This window comes from Weissella sagaensis, from assembly GCF_010306265.1.
Classification (GTDB): domain Bacteria; phylum Bacillota; class Bacilli; order Lactobacillales; family Lactobacillaceae; genus Weissella; species Weissella sagaensis.
The window spans coordinates 139,067-162,438 of the sequence record NZ_BLKA01000002.1 but is presented as its reverse complement, the minus strand read 5'-3'; the positions used below and the strand labels follow the sequence as shown (position 1 = coordinate 162,438).

22 protein-coding genes and 1 riboswitch are annotated in these 23,372 nt (G+C 37.3%); of the genes, 1 reads left to right on the top strand and 21 read right to left on the bottom strand.

The features are described from left to right. Positions 1–5 precede the first annotated feature (5 nt). The 12 genes from rpsA to G7Y65_RS03310 form a co-directional block, all read right to left on the bottom strand. Positions 6–1,223 (bottom strand): 30S ribosomal protein S1, encoded by a 1,218-nt coding sequence (gene rpsA, locus G7Y65_RS03365; protein ID WP_042493874.1) that lies wholly within the window; start codon positions 1,221–1,223, stop codon positions 6–8. A 105-nt stretch (positions 1,224–1,328) separates the two neighbouring features. Next, the gene (gene cmk / locus G7Y65_RS03360; protein ID WP_137600562.1) at positions 1,329–1,994 is read right to left on the bottom strand and encodes a (d)CMP kinase; all 666 of its coding nucleotides are present in this window, start codon (positions 1,992–1,994) and stop codon (positions 1,329–1,331) included. Between the two features lie 109 nt (positions 1,995–2,103). Then, positions 2,104–2,736, bottom strand: coding sequence for a LysM peptidoglycan-binding domain-containing protein (locus G7Y65_RS03355; protein ID WP_137600563.1), 633 nt, complete (start codon positions 2,734–2,736; stop codon positions 2,104–2,106). Positions 2,737–2,827: 91 nt separating this feature from the next. Beyond that, positions 2,828–4,270 (bottom strand): RecQ family ATP-dependent DNA helicase, encoded by a 1,443-nt coding sequence (locus G7Y65_RS03350; RefSeq protein WP_165314608.1) that lies wholly within the window; start codon positions 4,268–4,270, stop codon positions 2,828–2,830. A gap of 6 nt (positions 4,271–4,276) precedes the next feature. Beyond that, positions 4,277–5,332: a helix-turn-helix domain-containing protein gene (locus tag G7Y65_RS03345; RefSeq protein ID WP_238334171.1), complete on the bottom strand. Its 1,056-nt coding sequence runs from the start codon at positions 5,330–5,332 to the stop codon at positions 4,277–4,279. A gap of 307 nt (positions 5,333–5,639) precedes the next feature. Then, on the bottom strand, positions 5,640–6,218 hold the full coding sequence (locus tag G7Y65_RS03340) for an ECF transporter S component (RefSeq protein ID WP_042493862.1): 579 nt from the start codon (positions 6,216–6,218) through the stop codon (positions 5,640–5,642). Between the two features lie 92 nt (positions 6,219–6,310). Then, positions 6,311–6,447: riboswitch (FMN riboswitch) on the bottom strand. Positions 6,448–6,508: 61 nt separating this feature from the next. Then, positions 6,509–7,276 carry a pseudouridine synthase gene (locus G7Y65_RS03335; protein ID WP_137600566.1) on the bottom strand — a complete coding sequence of 256 codons (768 nt, stop codon included), beginning with the start codon at positions 7,274–7,276 and terminating at the stop codon, positions 6,509–6,511. Further along, entirely contained in the window at positions 7,276–7,917 is a 642-nt protein-coding gene (gene scpB, locus G7Y65_RS03330; RefSeq protein WP_137600567.1) for an SMC-Scp complex subunit ScpB, read from the bottom strand. The genes G7Y65_RS03335 and scpB overlap by 1 nt, the downstream gene beginning before the upstream one ends. Further along, entirely contained in the window at positions 7,907–8,701 is a 795-nt protein-coding gene (locus G7Y65_RS03325; protein WP_165314606.1) for a segregation/condensation protein A, read from the bottom strand. Before G7Y65_RS03325 ends, scpB begins: the two co-directional genes overlap by 11 nt. Further along, positions 8,698–9,063 (bottom strand): reductase, encoded by a 366-nt coding sequence (locus tag G7Y65_RS03320; protein WP_137600568.1) that lies wholly within the window; start codon positions 9,061–9,063, stop codon positions 8,698–8,700. Before G7Y65_RS03320 ends, G7Y65_RS03325 begins: the two co-directional genes overlap by 4 nt. Positions 9,064–9,087: 24 nt before the next feature. Next, positions 9,088–9,996 (bottom strand): site-specific tyrosine recombinase XerD, encoded by a 909-nt coding sequence (xerD, locus tag G7Y65_RS03315; protein ID WP_042493854.1) that lies wholly within the window; start codon positions 9,994–9,996, stop codon positions 9,088–9,090. Between the two features lies 1 nt (position 9,997). Further along, positions 9,998–10,870 (bottom strand): CvfB family protein, encoded by an 873-nt coding sequence (locus tag G7Y65_RS03310; protein WP_042493853.1) that lies wholly within the window; start codon positions 10,868–10,870, stop codon positions 9,998–10,000. 244 nt (positions 10,871–11,114) lie between these two features. Here G7Y65_RS03310 and G7Y65_RS03305 point away from each other — a divergent pair, with 244 nt between their 5' ends. Further along, positions 11,115–11,666, top strand: a complete 552-nt coding sequence (locus tag G7Y65_RS03305) for a hypothetical protein (RefSeq protein ID WP_137600570.1) — start codon at positions 11,115–11,117, stop codon at positions 11,664–11,666. Positions 11,667–11,722: 56 nt separating this feature from the next. Here G7Y65_RS03305 and G7Y65_RS03300 read toward each other — a convergent pair whose 3' ends face one another. The 9 genes from G7Y65_RS03300 to G7Y65_RS03260 form a co-directional block, all read right to left on the bottom strand. Further along, complete coding sequence (locus G7Y65_RS03300; protein WP_165314605.1) at positions 11,723–12,688, bottom strand: cation:proton antiporter; 966 nt, start codon at positions 12,686–12,688, stop codon at positions 11,723–11,725. Positions 12,689–12,783: 95 nt separating this feature from the next. Next, positions 12,784–12,960: a type II toxin-antitoxin system RelB/DinJ family antitoxin gene (locus G7Y65_RS03295; protein WP_002827374.1), complete on the bottom strand. Its 177-nt coding sequence runs from the start codon at positions 12,958–12,960 to the stop codon at positions 12,784–12,786. A 143-nt stretch (positions 12,961–13,103) separates the two neighbouring features. Then, complete coding sequence (dtd, locus tag G7Y65_RS03290) at positions 13,104–13,550, bottom strand: D-aminoacyl-tRNA deacylase (RefSeq protein WP_165314604.1); 447 nt, start codon at positions 13,548–13,550, stop codon at positions 13,104–13,106. Further along, positions 13,550–15,781 (bottom strand): RelA/SpoT family protein, encoded by a 2,232-nt coding sequence (locus G7Y65_RS03285; protein WP_150189522.1) that lies wholly within the window; start codon positions 15,779–15,781, stop codon positions 13,550–13,552. Before G7Y65_RS03285 ends, dtd begins: the two co-directional genes overlap by 1 nt. Positions 15,782–15,926: 145 nt before the next feature. Beyond that, positions 15,927–19,298, bottom strand: a complete 3,372-nt coding sequence (locus tag G7Y65_RS03280) for a DNA polymerase III subunit alpha (protein ID WP_165314602.1) — start codon at positions 19,296–19,298, stop codon at positions 15,927–15,929. A 120-nt stretch (positions 19,299–19,418) separates the two neighbouring features. Continuing rightward, positions 19,419–19,607, bottom strand: coding sequence for a YjzD family protein (locus G7Y65_RS03275; protein ID WP_042493842.1), 189 nt, complete (start codon positions 19,605–19,607; stop codon positions 19,419–19,421). 78 nt (positions 19,608–19,685) lie between these two features. Then, on the bottom strand, positions 19,686–20,201 hold the full coding sequence (locus G7Y65_RS03270; RefSeq protein WP_165314601.1) for a dihydrofolate reductase: 516 nt from the start codon (positions 20,199–20,201) through the stop codon (positions 19,686–19,688). A gap of 1 nt (position 20,202) precedes the next feature. Beyond that, entirely contained in the window at positions 20,203–22,104 is a 1,902-nt protein-coding gene (locus tag G7Y65_RS03265) for an ABC-F family ATP-binding cassette domain-containing protein (protein WP_165314599.1), read from the bottom strand. 6 nt (positions 22,105–22,110) lie between these two features. Further along, positions 22,111–23,328 carry a CCA tRNA nucleotidyltransferase gene (locus tag G7Y65_RS03260; RefSeq protein ID WP_165314598.1) on the bottom strand — a complete coding sequence of 406 codons (1,218 nt, stop codon included), beginning with the start codon at positions 23,326–23,328 and terminating at the stop codon, positions 22,111–22,113. Between the last annotated feature and the right edge of the window lie 44 nt (positions 23,329–23,372).

Here is a 23,372-nt window from a genome sequence, read left to right as displayed (position 1 = left end):
AATGCTTAGTTAAAATCTTTAAAGATGTCACCAAAGGCATCACCCAACGTTGCTGAACCTTCTTCTTCTGAAGTTGAGTAGTTAGTTGGAGCTGATTGGCGTGGGCGACGTGCGCGACGAGGACGATCATTTTCCTCACGTGCAGGTGCTTCTTCCAATGCCTTAATTGACAATGATAAACGTTGACGTTCTGGATTAACATCCAAAACCTTAACTTGAACCTTATCACCAGCTGTCAAAACATCACTAGGGTTAGCGATGTGCTTGTGTGAGATTTGTGAAACGTGAACCAAACCTTCAACACCTGGGAAGACTTCAACGAAAGCACCAAAGTCAACGACACGCTTAACAGTTCCTTCTAGAACTGTACCTTCTGGAGCTTGTTGTGCTGCTGCATCCCAAGGACCTGGTTGCGTTGCCTTAATTGACAATGAAATACGCTCACGTTCTGGATCCAATCCCAAAACCTTAACCTTAACTTCTTCACCAACTGACAAAACGTCTGAAGGTTGTGAAACGCGTTCGTGTGAGATTTCAGAAACGTGAACCAAACCATCAACACCACCAAGGTCAACGAATGCACCGAAGTTAGTCATACGAGCAACTTTACCTTCAATAACATCCCCAACTGATAGTTCGTCAAAGACGCGTGCCAAAGCAGCTGAGCGCTCTTCGTTCAACACATCACGACGTGACAAGATCAAACGGCTATCTGCTGCATTGATTTCAATAATCTTTGCACGGATAGTTTGACCCTTGTATTGGTTCAAATCTTGCACGAAACGGTTCTCAATCATTGAAGCTGGTACGAATCCACGTACACCTTCAACATCAACAACCAAACCACCCTTAACGGCTTGCGTTACTGGTGCTTCCACAATGTCATCAACACTGTGCTTGCTTGCGATTTCTTCCCAAGCACGACGAGCTTCTAGTCGACGCTTTGACAATAGGTATGATCCACCTTCCTTGTCAGAACCGATAGTAGAAACTACTACCAAATCCAACACGTCTCCAACCTTGACAAGGTCATTCACGTCCGCATCGCGGTCAGTTGTCAATTCGCGCAAAGGAATTACACCTTCAACACCGGCACCTTCAATACCTACGATAACTTGACGATTATCATCAATTGCCAAGACTTCACCCTTAACTACATCGCCAACTTTAACTTCAGCTACGCTGTCAAGAGCTGCCAATAGCTCGTTGTTCTCTTCGTTCATTACAATATATCCTCCTGGTCACACGACTCTAATAGCATTATACCTAATATTGCTATATTTTGCTAGTGCTTTTTTACATTTTTTTCAATGTTATGATTCATTTTATTATTTAGTTGCAATAATGCGTTTCACACTATCAACAACTTCTGCAATCGACAGACCCGTTGTGTCCAATTCAATAGCATCAGTTGCCTTTTTCAAAGGTGAAATTTCACGGTGTGAATCTAAATAATCCCTTTTTTCAATTGCCGCTTCCAAATCTTCTAAGGTTGTATCCATACCCTTAGCTTGATTTTCTTTAAAACGACGGACAGCTCTTTCATGAACAGAAGCAATTAAAAAGATTTTAACTGCTGCATTTGGTAAGACTGTTGTCCCAATATCACGGCCGTCCATAACAACGCCACCACCAGCTGCAATATCACGCTGTAAATCAGTCATGGCCTGACGAACTGCAGCATAAGCAGATACAACTGAAACATTCGCCGTAACGTCTACTGAGCGAATTTCTGCTGTTACTTCCTCATCATTTAAAAATACTCGTTGCACTGGATTACCAGGTTTAAACGAAATATTAATATTTGGTAGCACTGCTGCCACTGCTGCTTCATCTTGTAATACGATGTTTTTTCGCATCGCAGCAAGCGTAACAACACGATACATTGCACCTGTATCTACATATACAAAATTTAAATCGGTTGCTAAAATTTTAGCAATCGTTGATTTGCCAGCAGATGCTGGTCCATCAATTGCAATCTGAATTGGGTTCATGCTTTACATCCTCATTCAATCTATTATTCATACTATTTTACGCTTAATTACTAAGAAACACTAGGGGGTATATAAAAAAACGTCTAACAAATGTCAGACGTTCACAAACTTATTTTACTTTTAGCCCCTTACCATAAAAAGTGGCATAGTTACTTGCATTCAAGCCAGGGTTCATGGCATATAATTCTTCAGGCGTTGTCCCATTAGCCACTGCAAAACTGTACAAGGTTCCCGAATCAAACGGTACTGTCTTGGCTTCTTCTTCAGAAGATGCCGCCGCCTCTGATGATGCAGCTGCCTCAGATGAAGCCGCTGCTTCAGAAGAGGCTGCCTCAGATGAAGCTTGCGCTGCTGCTTTTTCTGATGATTCTTTTGCTGCCGCCGCTTTCTTTTCAGCAGCCTTTTCTGATTTAGATGCTGCCACTGATGATTTAGATGCTGCCACTTTAGCTTTTGATTCTGATTTTGCCGTATCAGTTACTTTTTTGGTTGATGTTGTTGTTTTCTTAGATGATGCAACCGGTAATTCAGTATTTGTAGTAGCATCGGCAGGCTTGTTTAATTCCTGTAAATATTTATAAACAGGCACAAAAGACAAAACAATCACAATCAGTACCAAAATTCCGACAACCATGCTAACACGTTGCGACTTACGTCGATTTTGTGTTCTTGAATACTGCTTAGTCGTTTCATCTTTGAAAGATGCCTCCCATGGCTGTTCTTCATTCTTCTTTTCGGTCATGATTAGTGACTCTCCTTACTTTACCTTTATTTTTCACTATATTATATCATACACTAACCTTCTAAAAAACAGTTAGTGTCACACCAAATCTTTACTGTAAATTAAATAGTTTTTTCAACTGTTGCGACCACTCTGACACCTTTGTTATATGGCCATTTATTTCTTGACGTGCTAAATTTAGTTGTTCTGGCTGCCACGCTGTCACACCCACACTTTCTGTATCTTGTGACAAGTGCTGCGTATCATTGCCAAAATATTGACTAATACTGTTACGTAACTGTGTTTTTGCTTGCGCATAATCTATCATATGCTGCAATTTATTTTGTCGCAGTTTTTTGCGATTGGCGAATAATTCAACAATACTAGTCGTCGACAAACCTTGGTGACGATATTCTGTCAGTAATTTAATCTGTTCTTCTGTTATTTGCGTTTTTTCATCCCGATCCAAGTAAGCTTTGACGATAGATTCACTCGGGATTGATTGGTCAATCAAGTTAAATTGGATCGATTCATCACCTACAACATATAATAAAATGGCGACAGATTGTTTACCATCACGACCAGCACGGCCAATTTCTTGCAAATAATTCGCTAAATCATTGCTCAAATGATAATGAATAACAAAACGAACATCTTCTTTATCAATTCCCATACCAAATGCTGACGTAGCTGTAATAACATCAATATCCCCTTGCATGAATTGTTGTTGCACACGATAACGGGAAATTGCGTCCATTCCAGCATGGTAAGCCACCACATTTAAGCCAGTCTCATCTGACAACCATTCCGCCATACTTGTTGCTAATTTTCTAGATGTAAAATAAACAATTCCTGGTCCTTGGGTTGTTTGAACCAAAGTTTTTAACCGTTGCTTTTTTATTGCTTCATTAGCTAATTGTTCATTGTGTAAAAAAATATTAGGTCGATCAACTGGTTGTTGATAGATAAACCAATTTTTGGCTGTTGGATTAAAACTGGCTACGATTTCTTGCATCATATTGGGCGTCGCAGTTGCCGTTAATAACAATAATTGCGGTTCATTTAATTGTATATGAATTTGTGGTAACGCTAGATAATCAGGCCGAAAATCTTGGCCCCAGGTCACCATTGTATGCGCCTCATCAATTACCATTAAATTAATCATGGTCCGTTGTAAAGCTATTTTCACAGCCTCTTGATTCAGTGTTTCTGGTGAAACAAAGATAAAATGGTAGCGTGCTAAATTGTTTAAAATAGACTGTTTCTCTTGAAATGTTAAATTAGAATTTAGCGCTACAACTTGCTTCTCCCCTAAATAATTTAAACGAGCAACTTGATCTTGCATTAGCGATAATAAAGGGGTCACAATCACAACTAATCCTGGACGTAGTGCACCCATCATTTGATAAATTAACGTTTTACCACCACCTGTTGGTAAAACTGCCAACGTTGATTGTTGTGCCATCAAAGCCGTTAAAATTTCTTCTTGACCAGTTTTAAAATTTTCAAAGCCAAACTGTTTTTGTAAAACTTGTTTTAAATTAATTTGTGTCATGCCCGCTCACCTCTTTTTTGTCAAATAAATTTCATAAAGGCGAAACAAAAAGAATTCTAACGGATCATCCGAAGTACGAACATCAGTAAATCGCCATTCATCAATACTGCCATCCAAATGATTCTGTAAATATGCAACAACATCCCTCGTTAAGAATAAATCATACGGGAAATTCTGTTTGGGCAAACGAATTGCTGCTGTCAATAAATGTTCCCGCACAGTGCCAATCTTTAAGTGCCGTTGTTGACTAATAGTAGTCATTGAAACTCCTTGGCACACTTGTTGTACAGTCGTTTGAATGCCAGGCGACAAAAACGTTTGGCGTTGTGTTAGCTGCCATAATGTCACTAATACTTGTTTATTATCTTGTTTTTGACTTAAAAACTGTTGCCAGTAAGCAAATAAATCAAGTTCCCATAAATAAAAATCTATGGCTGTCCACACTGTTGGTAAACCAAGTTGTTCTAAATTAAGTCCTGGCGTTTGATGACCAACCCATGTTGCAGCTAATTGGTTTGCTGTTATCGGGGGTAACTGTTTTAAAAATTCAGTTATACCAGTCACCCATTCGCTGATAATATCGTTTTGATATACTTTTCGATACCAATGTTTGACTAAATTTTTTGTCTGTAAATCAACTTGCAATGGATAGTAGCGTTTATTTTGATAAGCACTTTCTGAAATGACTTGATTAGCTAGCCAAAAAGCTTGTTGAAAATCACGCACATTTGATAATGGTTGTGTTGCAATTGTCATATACTGTATTTGATAATGTTTTGCTTGGTACGCTTGTTTAGCAGCCTGCCCTTTGTCTGTTAATAAAAATTGATTTGTATCTGTACCTATTTCAATTAAAAGTGCCTGTTCTACAAATTGTGCAATTTGTTGATCAAAAATATGCTGATCTAAATGTGGAAACAACCCCACGTACGTTAATAAATTGTAACGCAATCCCCAATACTCGGTTGATACCGTTAAACGACGCTTTAACAAGCCAAAAATAACACGTTTTCGACGCGCTTGTACAGATGAAAAAAGTGTTATTAAAAATTCATTTACCACCCGTTGATCCACCTTCCATGATGATCATCAATCTATTTTAATGTTTTAAAAATATTTATATCTTAAATTCTACATCTAAAATCAAAAAATCGAAAAAACAATTCCCTAAAAATGTTTTTTCACTATCATATTATGCTATAACATAGCACCAAGCATATCACATTGTCTTCATGAAAATAATTATTTATATTAGCATTTTTAAACAAATAAAAAGGATTATTAATCTAACCGTTTTAATACGGTAGGATTAACAACCCTAAGCATATGTACAAGGTAGCTTTACCTTATGCCATATTGTTTACATTAATTAATTTAACTGTGAATGCATACGTGCCAAAACATGGCGAATTGAGAAAAAGACTAATGCAGATACAGTACTCAAGATAAGTCCCTCAATCAAATTAAATGGTACAACCATCCAAAGTAGGTATTGCCCCATACCAATCGTTGCCTTAATATCAAAATTTGCAAATACGGCATAAAGCGGTACGGCATAAATATAGTTTAGAATAACCATACTAATGGTTAAACCAATTGTTCCTAATAGACCACCCATTGCAAAGCTGCCTTTCGTTACCTGCTTTTTATTCATTACAACAACAATAATCGTAATAAGCATCGCCATACCAACGATATTCATTGGTATTCCAATTAAATCACCTGGTCCCTCATTATTAAGCAATAATTTTAAAACTGATCGTAAAATCAAAATTAAATATCCTTGCTTTAAGCCTAATAACAATGCCCCTAGTAACACTGGCACAATTGAAAAATCAATTTTTAAAAAACTTGCGCCAGGTAAAATTGGAAATTGTGGAAAAATCATTAATACAAATGAAATAGCAGACAGTAATGCCACAATTGTTAAACGACGTGTCTTATTCATAACTCCTAAAATCCTCCAACACTGATAATAAAAAGCCGGTTCTATCCATGCCAGGGCGACACAAATAAAACCGACTTTATCAGTCAATTCATTAGTTTCTTCTGCATACCAGACTTTACTGTCGGTTATGGATTTGCACCATATCAACCACATAACGTGGGTCGCGGACTTTTTGTTATAAAACAAAATCACCGCCGGTCGGGAATTACACCCTGCCCTGAAGATATTAAGTTAATGATATTATTATAGAATTTCAATAATATAAAGTCAATAGCTGCTTAACCTTTATTTTACCAACGACCGGCTGACTTACGGAACTGACGTCCTGATTGCAAAAGTTGCACCTCTTCGTGTGTTAATGGCCGGTATTCACCCGGTGTCAAACCAGACAAATCTAACATACCATAACGTTCACGTGTTAATTTGATTACCTCATGGCCAACTGTACGCATCATTTCCTTAACTTGGTGATAACGACCTTCATGAATCGTTAGCCGCACAATTGATGTATGCTTTTTCTTATCTGTTGATAAAATTTCTGCTCGAGCTGGTGCTGCTTTAAAAATATGATGGCGACCATTTTGAACCGTCTTTACCGTAACACCATGACGTAATTGTTCTAATTGTTCATTAGTGGGAATACCTTTAACCTTCGCCACATAAACTTTGTCAATTCGATACTTAGGGTGCATCAACTTATTAGCTAGTTCACCATCATTTGTTAGTAATAACGCACCAGTCGTATCATAATCCAAACGTCCAACAGGATAGACCCGCTCTGGCTCATCCAGAATATCCATAACAGTTTGACGACCTTTATCATCAGAATTAGTTGTCACAACGCCACGTGGCTTATCTAGCAAAAAGTATACTAATTTCTCTTTAGAATCAATTGGTGTCCCATTAACTTCAATTTGATCACTAGCTTCAACCTTTGTTCCCAATTCGGTTACGAGTTTGCCATTTACAGTCACTTGACCATCAGTAATCAACTTTTCTGATGCTCGACGTGATGCTACCCCTGCTTGGGCCATTACTTTTTGTAATCGTTCTGCCATTATTTTTCCTCATTATTTTCTGATTCTTTAGTTAAGTCTGCAATTGTCACATCAAATAAAGATTGTTTATTTTCAGTTGGTATCAATGGCACAACAACATCTTGCTGATTTTTTAAGTTTTCGAGTGCTTGCGCTGTCACTAATGGTGGTAACTGGTCAATGTTCGTTAGTCCAAAATAATTTAAAAAGTAAGCTGTTGTACCATATAAAATAGGACGACCAGGTTCATTGGCACGACCTTTACTTGTAACCAAATCACGTAACAATAACTTTTGAATCGTTGATTGCGACTGCACACCACGAATTTCATCAACTTCAATTCTAGTTACTGGTTGTTTGTACGCAATAATAGCCAAAACTTCCAACGATGCCTGTGATAGCGCTGTTGTTAACGGTGCTGTTAAGTACTGATGAATCGTTTTAGATAAAGACGATTTCGTGACTAATTGATAATGATCATCCGTAACTAAAATTTCAAAAGCACTGCTCTTATCTTCAGCATATTTAATTGCCAATTCATCTAACAAACCTGAGACTGCTGGCTTTAAAAAATTAGTTGCAGCTGATAATTCAGCCAAAGTAACGCCCTCATCTCCTGCAACAAATAATAATCCTTCTATTTGCTGTAAGCTATTTTGCATTCGCCTGATCCTCCTCCCTATTAATTTGATGATATGGTACATCGCCACGCATAATATCAATATTGGCAAATAATTTATTTTGTTTAACTTGAATATGTTGATGGCTTACCAATTCTAGCATCGCCATAAAAGTAGTTACCACTTCGTCTTTACTAACATCATCTACGAACAATGCTTCAAAACTAACCACTGATTGTGTCGTCAGCTTCGCCATTAATTTAGTCATTTGCTTTTGAATCGACCAAGTATCGTTTTGTACAGACCGTGGTTGTATTTGTTTATGAAAACGACGTTTTACTAATTTGTTAAACGCTGCTTGTAAATCATTAATTGTTAACCCATCAGGTAATGGCGCCCCTTTAATATCAGCTGGCAATGTCATTGGTGCCCTAGAAAATTGGAGTTGTCGTTCTTCTTCACGGTTACGCAATTCATCAGCAGCCTGGACAAACCGTTGATATTCCTGTAACTGCGTCATTAACTCATCTCTTGGATCAACAGTATCCGTTATAAATTCGGATAATTCTTCATCGTATTCAAAAACATCATTTTTAGGTAATAAATAACTTGCCTTAATTGACATAAGCGTAGCAGCCATCACTAAAAATTCACCTGCAACATCTAAATTACGTTCTTGTGCTTGATGTAAAAAATCTAAATATTGTGATGTTATGGCAACAATTGGAATGTCCATAATATCCATTTCATTAACTCGAATTAAATGTAATAGCAAGTCTAGTGGACCATCAAAATCTTCAATATGATAAGTTAATTTTTCGTTCATGACTCATTTTGCCACGCCATCACGTATTTTTGCGTTGTAATAGATCCCATCAAAACTTTATCTGGGTATTGCGCTTGCAGTGCCTTATAAATACGTTTTCCCAACGTTCGCTTTTGTCTATCTAACACTTCTGGGCTAAAGACAATATGCCGAATAACCAGCGAATTATAAACCCGCGCCACACCTAATAAAACTGTAAAATGATGTGTTTCTTCATCACGCCACAATAAAATATCACGGCTATCATCGGATTGGTACCAATCATATTCACGTTGTACAGCCGCTATATCGGCTAAATCTGGACTATAAGATAATAATCCCATCACGATTTTTGATTGATCTTTACGTACGATGACTAGCATATTTACCCTCCAATTAAATTTAATTTATGCACGAGGATGTGCTCTTTGATAAACTTCAGTTAATCGTTTGTTAGAAATATGGGTATAAATTTGCGTGGTCGAAATGTCAGCATGTCCCAATAATTCTTGGACAATGCGTAAATCAGCCCCATTTTCTAAAATATGTGTTGCAAACGAATGACGCAACGTATGCGGTGATACTTCTTTAGTAATACCTGCCTGCTTGACCCATTGTTTAATCAACTTCCAAATGCCTTGACGTGTTAATTGATGACCATGATCATTTAAAAAAATCACATGTGCATCTTGTTGCTTACCTAACAGCGGCCGTGCATCATTAAGATAGTGTGTTAGCCACTTAGCGGCTACATCACCAATGGGGATAATTCGTTCTTTATCTCCTTTTCCAATTGTTTGAATCAAGCCTAAATCTAAATGTAAATTATCAAGTTTTAAATTAACTAATTCGCTAACACGCAATCCAGTCGCATACATCACTTCTAAAATGGTGCGGTTTCTGAGACCTAAAGGCGTATTAGTGTCTGGCACCTGTAAAAGCGTCTCAACTTCTTCCAGCGTTAAAACTGCTGGAATATGTTGCGCTTTTTTAGGTGAATCCACTTGTTCCATTGGATTATTTTGAATCATTTTATTCAATTGTAAAAATTCAAAGAATTTACGCAGGGTCGATACCATTCGAATAACCGTATTACGTGATTTACCCTTTTGTTCAAGTTGACCTAAAAAAGCCATAATCGTAAAGCGATCGACATTTGCTAAACTTGTATAGTTTTCGGCCATTAAATACTGAAAAAACTGTACCAAATCTTGTTGATACGAGTATTTGGTATTAATTGACAAACCACGCTCAACAGTTAAATAGTGAAGGTAGTCAACCAGTTCATCTTCAAATGGTCCTACCTGAGGCTTCATATTACTCGCCTTCACTTTCTACCAAATAAATACCTGTTTCATTTTGTGTAATACGACGCTCTTTATATAAGCGACCAACAGCGCGCTTAAATTGTGATTTAGACATGCCAAAGTATTTTTTAATTGCTTTTGGATCAGACTTATCAGTAAATGGTAAACTATGTGTTGTTGATCGTTCAAGTAGTGTTAGTAACATTTGGGCATCTTCGGGAATAGCTTCATAAGCCCGTGGTCGTAGTGATAAGTTCAAAACACCATCAGGACGAACACCAATAACTCTTGCTGACAAGACCTCACCTAACCGAGGTTCACGTTGACGTTCGTCTGGATGAATAAAGCCAAAATTATAATCTGCTGTTATTACCATCGTTCCAACCATTTTTAAACGGTAAGCTGTTGCTTGAACTTGCTTGTTATGCATGTCTGGCTTAGCCGGAATTCGAATAGCCTGTAGTATTTCAGGCGCTGCTAACTCACCCCATAAACGATCTTTTTTATCGATACGCAACGTAATCATTAATTTATCACCACGCTGTGGCCATAACTCTTTAATTGTTGGTAGTTCGTCTAATGAAACGACAACATCTTTATTTGGCAAACCAATATCCACGAATACACCTAAATCACGACGAATATCCGTGACTGTTCCCCAAGCAAAATGACCTAAGCGAACCGCTGGTAATTGCTTTGTTATTTGTAATTGATGCTTATCATTTTCGTAGGCAAATCCTGTAATTAGTCCACCAATATTTAGGGGCTTTTCTAATTCTTCTTTAGCAATTTCATAGGTTTCACCATCAATCTGTGCATAGTAATAACGATCATTCTCGTCAGTTACCTTTGCTGTAATCACATCACCAAGTTTATGTGTCATTTTTTCTCCATCCTTTTACGTCAGTTGCATCTCATTGTTCTACAAGTCGTCCGATGCCACGGCACTGGTAAAGGTGCTTATTAACCAGCCTAATAGCGCCAGTAATCTTGTTCACTATATCTAATTATCTTAACAGATATATCCGAGATATGGTATATGTAAACTACAATCTATGTAATAAGGTATTAAAAATAGCTTCTTTTCTGCTAGAATAGTTTATATTAAGTTGAAAGTGAGTATTATTATGAAAGCAATTGGTATGGAGCCACAAGTCCTAATCGATATCCTTGTTGGTGCTAAAATTGGGGTTGTATATCCCTTTGGCACTGACCACCGTGGTGATTTAGTCGTCACATCATATGCCTTGAAGCAAGCTGGTCTACCATCTAATATGGCTGGGGCAATTGTTCAATTAGAAGATGTTGAAGAAACAGCACCCGGTAATTTTGTTTGGAAATTCAATCCAGATGTAGCCTTAATTCGTCCCTTTAAAGTTCATGGTACGATGGAACTATTTGATGTTGACGATCAATTAATTCATACAGAACCAACAAATTGGTTCAATGTTGAAGCTGAGAATGCTGGGCATGCTAAAATTGACAATTGGTTGCAGGAATACTTTGCTTCCCATCCTGATGCAAATCGTGTGCCTCGCCAAGAATTACCCGAAGAAATCATTAATCTAGCAACATCATTTGATGATTGGCGTGCAGCATATTTTGAATTCTTATATAAGCCAACAAAGGCGCAAAAACACGAACTACGTGCTAAGCGTTATGACATTGATCCACTATAAAGGACGATAGTATATTTAAAAAGATCAAAACCACTTTAGTGTTTTTGATCTTTTTTTTATAACTTTTTTAATAGTGGTCGCAATAGTAGCGGTGCAATAATCGTTGATATAATAATGACAATAACCATATCCCCAAAAATATTCTCAGCAACAATGTCTGCTTGTAACCCAATTTGTGCAATAACTAATGCCATTTCACCACGTGACACCATCCCCGCACCGATTGCACGAGCTGTTGGTTTATCTAGTTGGGCCATACGCGCGCCCCATTGCGCCCCATAATATTTTGTGCCAACTGCCAATACTGTAAGAATAATAATCAACGGCCAACTATCCTGTAAACCTGCTAGAGAAATATGTAAGCCAATCGAACCAAAGAAAATTGGATACAGTGTCCATTCACCAAATACATCAACTACGTGAGCCATCTTTGTTGTATCTACCATTCTATTTAGGACAGCACCAAACAAAAATACGATAATTGGTAGTAGTGTTGAAATACCTAATCCTTCTCCCCCAAAAACTAGTACATAGACTCCCACTAACAACAATGCGATGATATCATCCAAAACTGCTGCACCTAATACAACAACCCCCACTTGTGACCCTAATTGTCCCGATTCACCTAGCACACTGATTGTAATTGATATTGAGGTTGCTGCAAAGACGACACCCCAAAAAACAGCAATATGAAAATCATAACCTAATATAATTGCAATAACTACAAATAAAATCAAAGGCACAATAACGCCCCATATAGCAGTTAATGATGCCCCTTTTAAATGCCGTTTCAACTGCCCCATATCAGTTGATAAACCAGCCGTAAACATTAATAACAACACACCAATTTCTGATAACGAATCCAGTGTTGCCCCGGTAGTGACCCAATTAAGTAGTGCAGGTCCAACAATAACTCCTGCAAATAATTGTCCGACCACCTGTGCAAATCCTAATTTTTTACTTATTTGCCCCAATATAAGCGTAATTATAATTAAGATAATAAGTTGCCCTAACAATATCATAAAAAACCTCCAAAAAAAAAACGTACACAACAAGTCCCTAACTGGTTACCCACCCAGGAACTTGAAGCATACGCCCAACCGAATCTTATTTATTTTTACTTTGATAAATTACGTGAGAACAAATTGCTAAAAGGTGATTCACCAGTATTTGCAACTTGCGTCAAGAAAATCTTGATTGCTGTCTGCGTAGTTAAACCTTGTGACTTAAAAATTTCATCTGCCTTGTCTTTGACGTTATCCTCAACACGCAATTGAATTAACTTTTCTGCCATATCGCTCCCCCCTTCACAATTGTTGTTCAATTAGTATATGGATTATTATATCACAGCACACTTTACAAGTACCTTAAATATAAATCAAATACTTTTATTTTTTATGAAAATTGGCTAACATTTGATAGTAAATTTAAAACGAATTACTTATTTTCAGTATCAAAGATAATCGTAACTGGTCCATCATTTATTAATTGAACTTGCATATCTGCCCCAAATTCGCCTGTGGCAACGGTTAAACCAGTATCGCGTAATTTTTCATTAAATAGTTGATACATTTTATTGGCAAAATCAGGTTGCCCAGCTTTTGTAAAACTAGGTCGATTACCTCTTTTTGTATCTGCATATAACGTAAATTGCGAAATTGACAAAATTTGTCCTGAAATATCCTCAATAGACAAGTTCATTTTGCCGATAGTGTCTTCAAAAACTCTTAACTTGGTAATTTTTCTAACTAAATAATCTAATTCATCTTCAGTATCATTATCACTAATTGCTACCAACAGTACATAGCCAGCATCAATTTGACCAACAACTTTGTTCTCAATAGATACATCAGCTGATTTTACTCTTTGTAGTACTACTCTCATTACTTAAATGCTCGCTTTACTTCATATACATCTTTAATATTACGAATGTTAACCATAATAGATTCTAATTGCGTTAAACTCTTCACCCCGATGCTAACTGAAATACGCACATCATTATTATGATCAGTCCGACCATTAACAAAATTAAGGGAACGCGTTGTGTTATTAATCATGCGAATAACATCATTTAATAACTTATTACGATTAGTTGCCGAAATTTGTAAATCTGCATCATATTCAGTCTTATTGTTTCCTTGAGGATCATCCCAAGTAACATCAACTAAACGATTACCTTGAACTGTCGCCGCCTTAAGGTTAGGACACCCTAGTCGGTGGACAGAGACACCGCGTCCTTTTGTAACGTAACCCACAACTTCATCCCCAGGAACTGGGGTACAACAGTGACCCAACCGAACCAACATATTATCTACACCTTGAATGACAATACGATCTTCACGATGAGTATGTGTTTTATTATTTTTGACAGCTTTTTCAATTGTTTGATGTTGCTCTAAAATTGCCTTTTGCTCTGCCTCTTGTCGAGCAGCTTCAATTTCAGCACGTTTTTCTTCGGTAAAACGATTTGCTACACCTTGTGGCTTTATATCGCCAAATCCGAGTGACGCATACATATCATCAACAGCTAGATAATGTAGTTTTTCTGCAGCCCGTTCTTCGTTTTCGGGTTGCATGAGTTCTTCAACATTATAACCTTCTTCTTCTAAAGCAGTTGCTAGCATCATTTTACCTGCCTCAACATTATCTTCTCGATCTTGTTTACGGAAATATTGCTTAATTTTATTACGAGCACGTCGTGTTGAAACCATTGATAGCCAATCACGGTTTGGTTGCGCATTTGGTGAAGTTAAAATTTCAACGATGTCCCCTGTTTTAATGGGGAAATCCAATGGTACCATGCGGTCATTAACCTTCGCACCAACCGTGTGATTGCCCACATTGGTATGAATTGTATAAGCCATATCCAATGGGCCAGCTGTCTTTGGCATTTCAATCACATCGCCTTTAGGTGTGAAAACAAAAATACGATCTGTAAACAAGTCTCCTTTAACAGATTCCATAAAATCATCCGCATCTTGTGCATCGTCTTGCAACTCTAAAATACCTTGAATCATATTTAACTTTTGTTGATCTGCGTTTTGGACGTCTGCACCAGCAAAGTTACCTTCTTTATAAGCCCAATGCGCTGCAATACCAAACTCTGCGATTTCATGCATCTGGTATGTTCGAATTTGTACCTCTAACGGACGACCTCCTGGCCCAATTACTGAAGTATGCAAAGATTGATAGCCATTTGCTTTTGGCAAGGCAATATAGTCTTTAAAACGGCCTGGCATTGGTGTCCAGCGAGCATGAATGGCACCTAATACGGCATACGTTTCTGGAATCGTATCAACTAATACACGAATCGCCAATAAATCATAAATTTCTTCAAAACGCTTATTCTTATCTACCATTTTACGATAAATTGAATAAATGTGCTTAGGTCGACCGTATACGTCTGTATGTTTCAATTTCAAGTCTGTAATAGCATGTTCGATTTCATCTACAGCCTGATCAACAATTGCCAAACGTTCTTGTCGACGTAAATTCATTGACTTAGCAATTTCATGGTAGGCTTCAAAATTCAAATAACGTAATGACATATCTTCTAATTCCCATTTAATCGTCATAATTCCAAGACGATCAGCTAATGGTGCGTAGATTTCCAAAGTTTCAGAAGCAATGCGTTTTTGCTTTTCTTCACGTAAAGCAGAAAGTGTTCGCATGTTATGCAAACGATCAGCCAGTTTAACAATAATCACGCGAATATCATGCGACATAGCCAACAATAACTTACGATGATTTTCAGCGAGTTGTTCACGTGATGATTTATATTTAATTTTTGATAATTTCGAAACACCATCAACAATTACCGCAACATCATGCCCAAATGCGCTTTCAACGTCTGCCAATGTTGCTGTCGTATCTTCAACAACATCATGTAAATATCCAGCCACCACTGTATCCGGGTCCATATGCAATTCAGCCAAAATACCAGCTACTTGAATAGGATGAATAATATAAGGTTCACCAGATTTACGCCGTTGTTCTTCATGTAAATGTGCAGCAAATTGATAAGCTTTGTCAACTTTTTTGACATGCTCATCGTTCATATAGTTTGTCACTAATTCATGCACGTCTTGTGCCGTTAACTGTTTTGCTTCTGCCATAAAATCATCCTCTATTTTTAGATTCACGCCGATTGGGATTTAGTACCCGCAGCATTGTATCTTCCTACTAATCTGAATAGTTAATCTATTCTAACCCATTCAATTGGTGTTTGTATTGTATCTTGTTTACTTTTTTGATAATTTGTTAAGAATTACGTTTAAAAATCACATTATTCTCACCTAAAACACGCTGAATTGCTTGGATAGTTGCTTGATCATCTGCTAACCAATAAGTTTCATTTAACGCGATTTTACGACCATCACGTTCAAAAACCATTAGCACTGGATTAGCACCTAGATGCTGTTGAAAAATTGCCGGTAAGGTTTCTAATACACCTGCATCTTGGGCTGCCATCATGATGCGTAAATACCATCGACCAGTAGCCTGCATTTTTTGTGGCTGTAATTGCTTTTTAGTATTTAATAAATCATCCCCATTAACTACCTGATTTGCAATCATTTGTAAGGCATCCCGTCCACGTTGCTGTTCAATTTTACCCGTCACAACTAGAACTTGTTCATTAACTAGCAAATGGCTAATCTTTTTAAACAAAGCCGGAAAAATTGTGATTGACAAATTACCTGTTAAATCAATGCCATCTACGAATGCCATAGCATCACCTTTTTTTGTACGTATTTTTTTAACGTTTTGTATATAAACAACAACTTTCACATGATTCATGCCTGCTGTTAGATTAGCAATGTCAGTGCGTTGCGGCGCAGGTAAAGCTGCTAAATAAGGTTCGATAGGATGACCACTCAGATACACACCTAATACATCATGTTCATATGCTAGTTTTTCAGTTAATGGAAACTCTGCAACTTCCCGCATTTTAGGTGTTAAAGTTTCAAACAAAGACATCGACTCACCAGCTAATCCAATCGCATCGATATAACCTTGTAGTGATGCTAAAATTGTTTTGCGATTAACGCCAAAATCATCCAAAGCCCCTGCGTATACTAAAGGTTCTAGGTGGCTAACGTTTCTATATTTACTAGGTAGACGACCAATTAAATTAGCCAGATCTTTAAAGCGCCCATTTTCTTGGCGTTCTTGTAAGACCGCTTCTCTGAAGTCACGCCGCAAACCACTAATTGAAGCTAACCCCATTTGCAATTGACCCTGTTTATTTGTACTGTAACCTTGCCATGATGCATTTATATTGGGGCGTAAAATAACAACTTGTCGTAATTTTGCTTCTGAAATATACCGACCAATTTTTTTACGATCTGCAATTGCATCATTTAAAACTGCTTTATAAAAGGCTGCTGGAAAATGTGCTTTAATATAGGCTAACTGAAAAGCTAATTTTGAATACGCCATTGCATGTGAACGATTAAAACCATATTCAGCAAAAGTTTCAATATAACTAAATACTTGTTGTGCCACTTTTTCGTCATGTGCTAAAGCAATTGCCCCATCAACGAATTTTGATTTCATAGCAGCAATCTTTTTATGATCTTTTTTAGACATTGCGCGTCGTAATAAATCGGCTTCCCCTAATGAAAAACCGGCAAACTTTTCAGCAACCCGCATAACTTGTTCTTGGTACACAATAATGCCATATGTGGGGGCTAAAATATCAGCCATACTCTGATCAGGAACATCCTGCGCCTCTTCGTGATGTTTACGCGCCACGAAATGAGAAATATTTTGCATTGGCCCCGGTCTAAACAAAGCATTTGCTGCAACAATATCTTCAAAACTATCAGGTCGCATTTGACGTAAGATGTTTTTCATACCGCCTGATTCAAATTGGAAAACACCATTAGTTAAACCATTTTGAAATAGTTTTAAAGTTTGTTCATCATCTAACGAAACTGTTGTAATTTTGAAATTTTCATATTCAGGTATTTTTTGAATTTCTCGAATCGCAATATCCAAAATATTTAAATTAGATAGCGCCAAAAAATCCATTTTCAAAAGTCCTAACGCCTCGACGGGACCTTTAGGCAATTGCGTTACAAGACGTCCATCTTCACCTAGCTGAACAGGCATATGTTTCACTAATGGCTCGGCCGATAAAACAACCCCGGCCGCATGTAGCGATGCATTACGTGGTAAACCTTCTAGTTTTAATGCTGTTTGATATAATAACTCTCCATCTACAGGTAAATCCATTAAAGCGTTACGAAACGGTAATGATGTTTCATAAGCTGCTTTTAAATTAGGGGTATCACGTGGTAAAGTTTTTGCCAAACTATCAATTTTACTAGGATTTAAACCGAAAACTCGTGCAACATCACGAATAACAGCTCGTTGCGCCATTGTCGAAAACGTAATAATTTGGGCAATACGTTCATGACCATATCGTTGGTGTAAATAAGTCAATATTTCTTCACGTCGATTATCCGGAATATCAATATCGATATCTGGCATCTGCCGACGCTCAGGATTCAAAAATCGTTCAAACAATAAATCATAAGCAATCGGATCAACATCTGTAATCCACAAAGCATAAGCAACTAAAGAACCAGCCGCCGAACCACGACCAGGTCCAGTCCGAATAGTATGTTTGTGGGCATAATTTAAAACATCCCACACAATCAAAAAATAGTCAGCAAACCCTAATTCATTAATAATTTTCAGCTCTTCATTTAATCGTTTTTCATAGGTTGTCGCATCAACGTGCAAGTCATGCAAACGATTTTTTAGACCTTCTTTAGCTAAAGTTGCCAAATAGTCACCTGATGTTTGGTGTTGTGGTGTTTCAAAATGAGGAACGGTAACAGCTGACTGTTCTAATTCAAACTCACTATGTGCTGCAATCCAATCTGTATTTTCGACAGCCTGCATTAAACCAACACGCTCATAAGTGCTAATCCAGTCATCTTCTTCTCTTAAATAAGCGGTAGCAGGATCTTTTTGCGCTAAGCCAATGTTAGTGATAATTTCGCCCTGTCCCAATTTTTGAATAACTTGGGCAGCAAATTGATCCGACGCATTTGCATAATTGACACTATTATTTGCAACAATACGTGTTTTAGTTTGGGTGGCAATATCTTTAATAGCTTGTTGTGTTTGCGTGTTCATAGTTGTTGAAACACCTAAAAACACATTATTTTTATCAACAATATTCGTTAAAGTTTTTACTAATGAAACGCCACGATCAGGTTCAGTTCCTAATACAACCGATAATTCCCCCATACTAGGTAAAATAACGTATAATCCTGCCAAATAATCCTTTAAATCCACTAGCGTAACTTTTTTTGATTGTATATTAATAATGCTACTAATCGTTAAAAGATTATGATAACCCGTTTGATTCGCCACAATTAAAACAAGTGGATAGTCTTGTGAATTTTGCAAACCGACAATCTTAATTGTTAATCCTAAGATAGGTTTAATATTTGCGTTTTGTGCTGCTTGATAAAAATCATACATACCATAAAGGACGTTTTCATCAGTCATCGCAACGGCCTGATAACCTTTTTCTTTTGCCGTATTTACTAATTGTTGAGGGGTCATCGGGCTCCGCAACAAACTAAATGCTGTCATGGTTTGCAGTGGTACCATAATAGCCTCCTTTTTATATCACTTGATTCATTTATTGTAACTTATTTTCATTATAGCGATTACAAATAAAAAAGACCACTGACAACAGTGATCTCCTTGTCTTAAACGATAAGATGAAATTTATTTATCTGCATGTGGTGCAGCTGATTTAGAGATTGCGACATAAGTAATCGTGGCAATCACACCAACAACAACTGCAAACAAAGAAGTTACTGTTGCATCATAGGTTGTACTTTCTAAAGCACTACCAATGTAACCAATAATCTCACCTAAAACAAAAGTCCAAAAAAACGTTACAATATACTTCATATCAATACCCCTTAGTGTATTGCCAAAATGTTTTACAAGGTCATTTTACGCCCATTCCCTAAGTTTGTCACAGAATAATTAATGAATTTTTTTGGTTTTAAAACGTGTATACTTTACCAAACGCCAGGCGTAATCATTATCATCATCAGCTGGGCCTTCATCAATTATTTCAGATTGCCAAACAGTTTGATCAACTGATGGCATTTTAACATCCCCCGAAAAATCTGTTTGTAAATAAGTAACATATAGCGTATCGGCAATGGCTAAAAAGCTATCATAAATTGCCTTGCCACCAATAACTTGTAGCTTTAGACCTTGACTATCTGCCAGTTGCTCTGCTTCTTTGGCAGAATAAACTTTTTGAAATCCCTCAGGCACTACTAATTTCTCATCATGTGTTAAAACCACATTTAGGCGATTGGGCAAGGGCCGTCCATGCAAACTTTTCATGGTATTGCGTCCCATCAACGCCATTTCATGAATCGTTGCTTGTTTAAAAAAATGTAAATCAGCCTTTTGATGCCATGGCACTTGCCCATTTAATGCAATTGTACCATCAAGCGTTTGCGCCCAAATCAAATTTTTTTCAGCCATATTAAGCCCCACCTTCTATACGTTCAGATAATTCTTCCCAACGTAACATTTTATTTTCTAACGTTTCATTCGTTTCATCAAGTGCTTTTTGTAGGTCCCCTAATTTCGCAAAATCATCTCCTTGAGTCGTCATGTCAACTTCGATTTCACTAATTTTATTTTCTAATGATGCCATTTCATCTTCAATGGTTTCCCACTCTTTTTGTTCTGACCATGTTAGTTTTTTCTTCTTAGGTGCTGTTGCTTTAGCTGTTGTCGTTGGCACAACAGGCGCTGGTTTAGCATCTTTTTTGGCAAGTGTTGGTACACCATAATCAGTTAAATAATCACTAAATCGACCATTATAACTGGCGACAACTCCTTCACCTTTGAATATCCAAAGCTTATCTGCAACTTTATCCAAAAAATATCGATCGTGGGAAACAGTAATCACTGTACCTGTAAATGTTTGCAAATAATCTTCTAAAACAGTTAATGTCCCAATATCCAAGTCGTTAGTTGGTTCATCTAGCAACAAAACATTTGGTTGTTGAATTAATAATTTTAGTAGATATAAACGACGTTTTTCACCACCTGACAACTGACGAATTAACGTACCATGCATAAATGGCGGAAACAAAAATTGTTCTAATAATTCAGCGGCTGATACATGGTTACCATCCCGATCGATCACTTCTTCAGCAACCTCACTCAAATAGGCAATCACGCGTTTATCATCTGGAATCGGTTCAGTAATCTGCGTGTAATATGCCATCTTAACGGTTTCACCAATTTCGATAATTCCTGTATCTAATGGTTGCTGTTTTGCAATCACATTCAATAAAGTCGATTTACCTGAGCCATTTGGACCAGTAATACCAATACGTTCATTTCCTTGCACTAGGGCACTAAAATCATCTAAAATTTTAAGCTGATCAAATGCTAAATTAGCATTTTGAATATTGATAACTTTTTTACCCAACCGTGTTTGCCCTAAATTAACCGCAACATCCTCTTCAACCTTACGAGTACCTTGTTGTGCTGCCAAATCAGCAAAGGCATTTTCTCGTGCTTTTTGTTTAGTTGAACGAGCTTTGGCACCAGCATGCATCCACGCTAACTCTTTTTTATATAGTTGTGCTGACTTGTGTTCAGCGACTGCTTCAGATGCCACTCGTTCAGCTTTAGCCGTCACATACTTTTCATAGTTACCATGATATTCATATAACTTACCAAATGATAATTCAAAAATGCGATTTGTCACATTATCCAGGAAATAACGATCGTGCGTTACGGTCATAACAGCACCCTTGTAATTAGCAAGATATTTTTCTAACCATGCAATTGAATCAAAATCTAAATGATTAGTTGGCTCATCTAATAACAATAAATCTGGTGCTTGAATAAGCACTTGGGCTAACCCAACACGTTTCCGTTGCCCACCAGACAACGATGAAATTGGTAAGTCTAAATTAGGTAGATGTAATTGTGACAAGATATTTTTAACTTCAGATTCAGCTAACCAAGCATCTTGTTGTGTCATTTGTTGTTCAAGTTTTGTATAACGTGACAATAACTTATCATCAGTTGGGTTTTGAGAATATGCGCCCAAAGCTGCTTGATAATCACGAATTAATTGGAATACTGGTTGTGCACCACTAAAAACGGCATCTAATACTTTTTTATCTTCATCTAAAGATGGTTCTTGTTGTAAATAGCCAATCGTATAATCATTAGGTGTTTCAATGGTTCCTGCATCAGCTGGTGTAATAGCAGAAACGGCATTAAGTAAGGTTGTTTTACCTGTACCATTGACACCAACAATCCCAACTCGGTCACCTGTTTCAATTAAAAACGATACTTGATCAAGTAACGTTTTCTCACCATAAACACTTTGCAGGTTTACTGCCCGTAATTGTTTCATTGTAAGTTATTTCTTCTCTTTCTGTACAAATTCGACAGCCGCCCTTAATAACATTTCTTTGTCATTAGACACTTGTCCCATTACGACTTGATACTCTAAATTAGCTAAAATTTTTCCAAATAACGGTCCAGGGGCTAACTGTAATTCTTTAACTAATTCACCACCGTTAATTGCTAATGCTTTTTTATCCTTGATAGGTAAAGCTTGATAACGTTCCGCTAACCTGTTGACATCAACATGCAACTCACTGAGTTTGATTACTGCTAAAGTTGTTGAGATAGCTGATTTCGTTTGATATAGTTGCCAATCGTCAACATCTTTAGCTCGCAACTCATTCATAACTGCCACAGATGCTTTAGCAATTTGAATCATATCATTTGGTTGCTTCCAAGCTTTTAAAAATCGACCTGTTGCCTCAGGATTTAGGCCTAATTCAAACGCTAGCAATGTCCAAGCTTGGTTATCAGTCACAGGCTGTCCTTGTTGTAACAGTAGCGCTAGTGCTGCTAAATCACGATCACTATTACCCAGCATCGGCATATACTTGTTCAACCCACTTTTTATAAGTTCAACTAACCCATAACTTGCTGCCGGCCCCTGCATCAGTTTTGTAAATTCAATATTAATTCGTTCAATTGCAATATTAGCTAGCAAAGCTGCATTAGTCGAAATGGCAGCTAGCGTTTCATCATCAATTTTAAAGTCTAATTGTGCTGCGAAACGAACTGCACGCATCATTCGTAAAGCATCCTCATGAAAACGTTCTTCAGCTTTTCCAACTGCTCGTAAGACCTTTTCGTTCAAATCTGCAACACCGCCAAATAAATCAATTACTTCGCCTGTTTTTGTCAAAGCTAAAGCATTCACAGTAAAGTCGCGTCGCTTTAAGTCATCTGTCAATGAACGAACAAAGGTTACCTCATCTGGACGCCTAAAATCTGTATAGGTTGATTCTGTTCTAAAAGTTGTTGTCTCATATCCTGTACCATGATCCAAAATCATCACCGTACCATGATCAATGCCTGTATCAACTGTTCGTTGAAAAATGCGCTTAATTTCTTCAGGATAAGCCGAAGTGGCAATATCAACATCATGAATTGGTTTATTTAATAGTGTATCTCGCACTGAGCCACCGACAAAATATGCTTCATACCCAGCAGCTTCAATTGTTTCCAAAATGGGTAACGCATCTGTAAACTCTGTTGGCATTGTATTAATTTTCATATTTAGCCTCCTCAATTTTTTACTATATTAAGTATAACAGACCA

Bases quoted from the DNA above. Each gene is read 5' to 3' on its own strand.
- rpsA (WP_042493874.1), bottom strand. From the start codon at position 1,223: ATGAACGAAGAGAACAACGAGCTATTGGCAGCTCTTGACAGCGTAGCT.
- cmk (WP_137600562.1), bottom strand. From the start codon at position 1,994: ATGAACCCAATTCAGATTGCAATTGATGGACCAGCATCTGCTGGCAAA.
- G7Y65_RS03355 (WP_137600563.1), bottom strand. From the start codon at position 2,736: ATGACCGAAAAGAAGAATGAAGAACAGCCATGGGAGGCATCTTTCAAA.
- G7Y65_RS03350 (WP_165314608.1), bottom strand. From the start codon at position 4,270: ATGACACAAATTAATTTAAAACAAGTTTTACAAAAACAGTTTGGCTTT.
- G7Y65_RS03340 (WP_042493862.1), bottom strand. From the start codon at position 6,218: ATGAATAAGACACGTCGTTTAACAATTGTGGCATTACTGTCTGCTATT.
- G7Y65_RS03335 (WP_137600566.1), bottom strand. From the start codon at position 7,276: ATGGCAGAACGATTACAAAAAGTAATGGCCCAAGCAGGGGTAGCATCA.
- scpB (WP_137600567.1), bottom strand. From the start codon at position 7,917: ATGCAAAATAGCTTACAGCAAATAGAAGGATTATTATTTGTTGCAGGA.
- G7Y65_RS03325 (WP_165314606.1), bottom strand. From the start codon at position 8,701: ATGAACGAAAAATTAACTTATCATATTGAAGATTTTGATGGTCCACTA.
- G7Y65_RS03320 (WP_137600568.1), bottom strand. From the start codon at position 9,063: ATGCTAGTCATCGTACGTAAAGATCAATCAAAAATCGTGATGGGATTA.
- xerD (WP_042493854.1), bottom strand. From the start codon at position 9,996: ATGAAGCCTCAGGTAGGACCATTTGAAGATGAACTGGTTGACTACCTT.
- G7Y65_RS03310 (WP_042493853.1), bottom strand. From the start codon at position 10,870: ATGACACATAAACTTGGTGATGTGATTACAGCAAAGGTAACTGACGAG.
- G7Y65_RS03305 (WP_137600570.1), top strand. From the start codon at position 11,115: ATGAAAGCAATTGGTATGGAGCCACAAGTCCTAATCGATATCCTTGTT.
- G7Y65_RS03300 (WP_165314605.1), bottom strand. From the start codon at position 12,688: ATGATATTGTTAGGGCAACTTATTATCTTAATTATAATTACGCTTATA.
- G7Y65_RS03295 (WP_002827374.1), bottom strand. From the start codon at position 12,960: ATGGCAGAAAAGTTAATTCAATTGCGTGTTGAGGATAACGTCAAAGAC.
- dtd (WP_165314604.1), bottom strand. From the start codon at position 13,550: ATGAGAGTAGTACTACAAAGAGTAAAATCAGCTGATGTATCTATTGAG.
- G7Y65_RS03285 (WP_150189522.1), bottom strand. From the start codon at position 15,781: ATGGCAGAAGCAAAACAGTTAACGGCACAAGACGTGCATGAATTAGTG.
- G7Y65_RS03280 (WP_165314602.1), bottom strand. From the start codon at position 19,298: ATGGTACCACTGCAAACCATGACAGCATTTAGTTTGTTGCGGAGCCCG.
- G7Y65_RS03275 (WP_042493842.1), bottom strand. From the start codon at position 19,607: ATGAAGTATATTGTAACGTTTTTTTGGACTTTTGTTTTAGGTGAGATT.
- G7Y65_RS03270 (WP_165314601.1), bottom strand. From the start codon at position 20,201: ATGGCTGAAAAAAATTTGATTTGGGCGCAAACGCTTGATGGTACAATT.
- G7Y65_RS03265 (WP_165314599.1), bottom strand. From the start codon at position 22,104: ATGAAACAATTACGGGCAGTAAACCTGCAAAGTGTTTATGGTGAGAAA.
- G7Y65_RS03260 (WP_165314598.1), bottom strand. From the start codon at position 23,328: ATGAAAATTAATACAATGCCAACAGAGTTTACAGATGCGTTACCCATT.